Annotated in this window: 1 protein-coding gene; it reads left to right on the forward strand. The window is 51.5% G+C overall.

The genetic code is table 11. The annotated features are described in order from the left end of the window. Positions 1-109: 109 nt before the first annotated feature. The coding region (locus tag R7093_RS25640; protein WP_318147073.1) for a gamma-glutamyltransferase at positions 110-697 on the forward strand (588 nt) is incomplete at its 3' end.

Here is a 697-nt window from a genome sequence, read left to right on the forward strand (position 1 = left end):
TCTCTGATTTAAAAGCGTCGCACACCCGACATTTATTAAAACGCTGACTCGACGATCTTCTCCATGGCTGCCAAGCTGAACAATCAAACTGGCAACATGGAGAGTCATCATGCATTGGACGTTCAACCGACTCGTGTCTACGGGTCTTTTTCTTAGCGCCTCTATCACCCACACCGCGTTTGCAAACCAAGCCACCGATGCGATTGCCCCAGAGCAAAGTACTGGGCTTGAGCACAAACAACTGGTCAAAGCCAAAGACTATATGGTGACAGCAGCGAACCCAATTGCTACCCAAGCAGGTGCTGATGTACTGGAGCAAGGCGGCAATGCCATTGATGCTATGGTGGCGGTACAACTGATGCTTGGCTTAGTCGAACCACAGTCTTCCGGTATTGGTGGCGGCGCATTTTTGGTGTATTGGGATGGCGAACAACAAAAGCTCACCACTTATGATGGTCGAGAAACTGCGCCCCTCGCCGCAACCCCAACACTGTTTTTGGACGACCAAGGCCAGCCGCTGCAATTCTATGATGCCGTTGTAGGTGGACGATCTGTCGCGACGCCGGGCACCGTCAAACTGTTGTGGGATACCCACCAAAAATACGGCAAGCTGGAATGGAAAAAGATCATTCAGCCAGTGATCAACTTGGCTGAGGAAGGTTTTGCCGTCAGTCCTCGTCTCGCCAGTTTGATTGCC

The organism is Vibrio sp. 1580 (assembly GCF_033340055.1).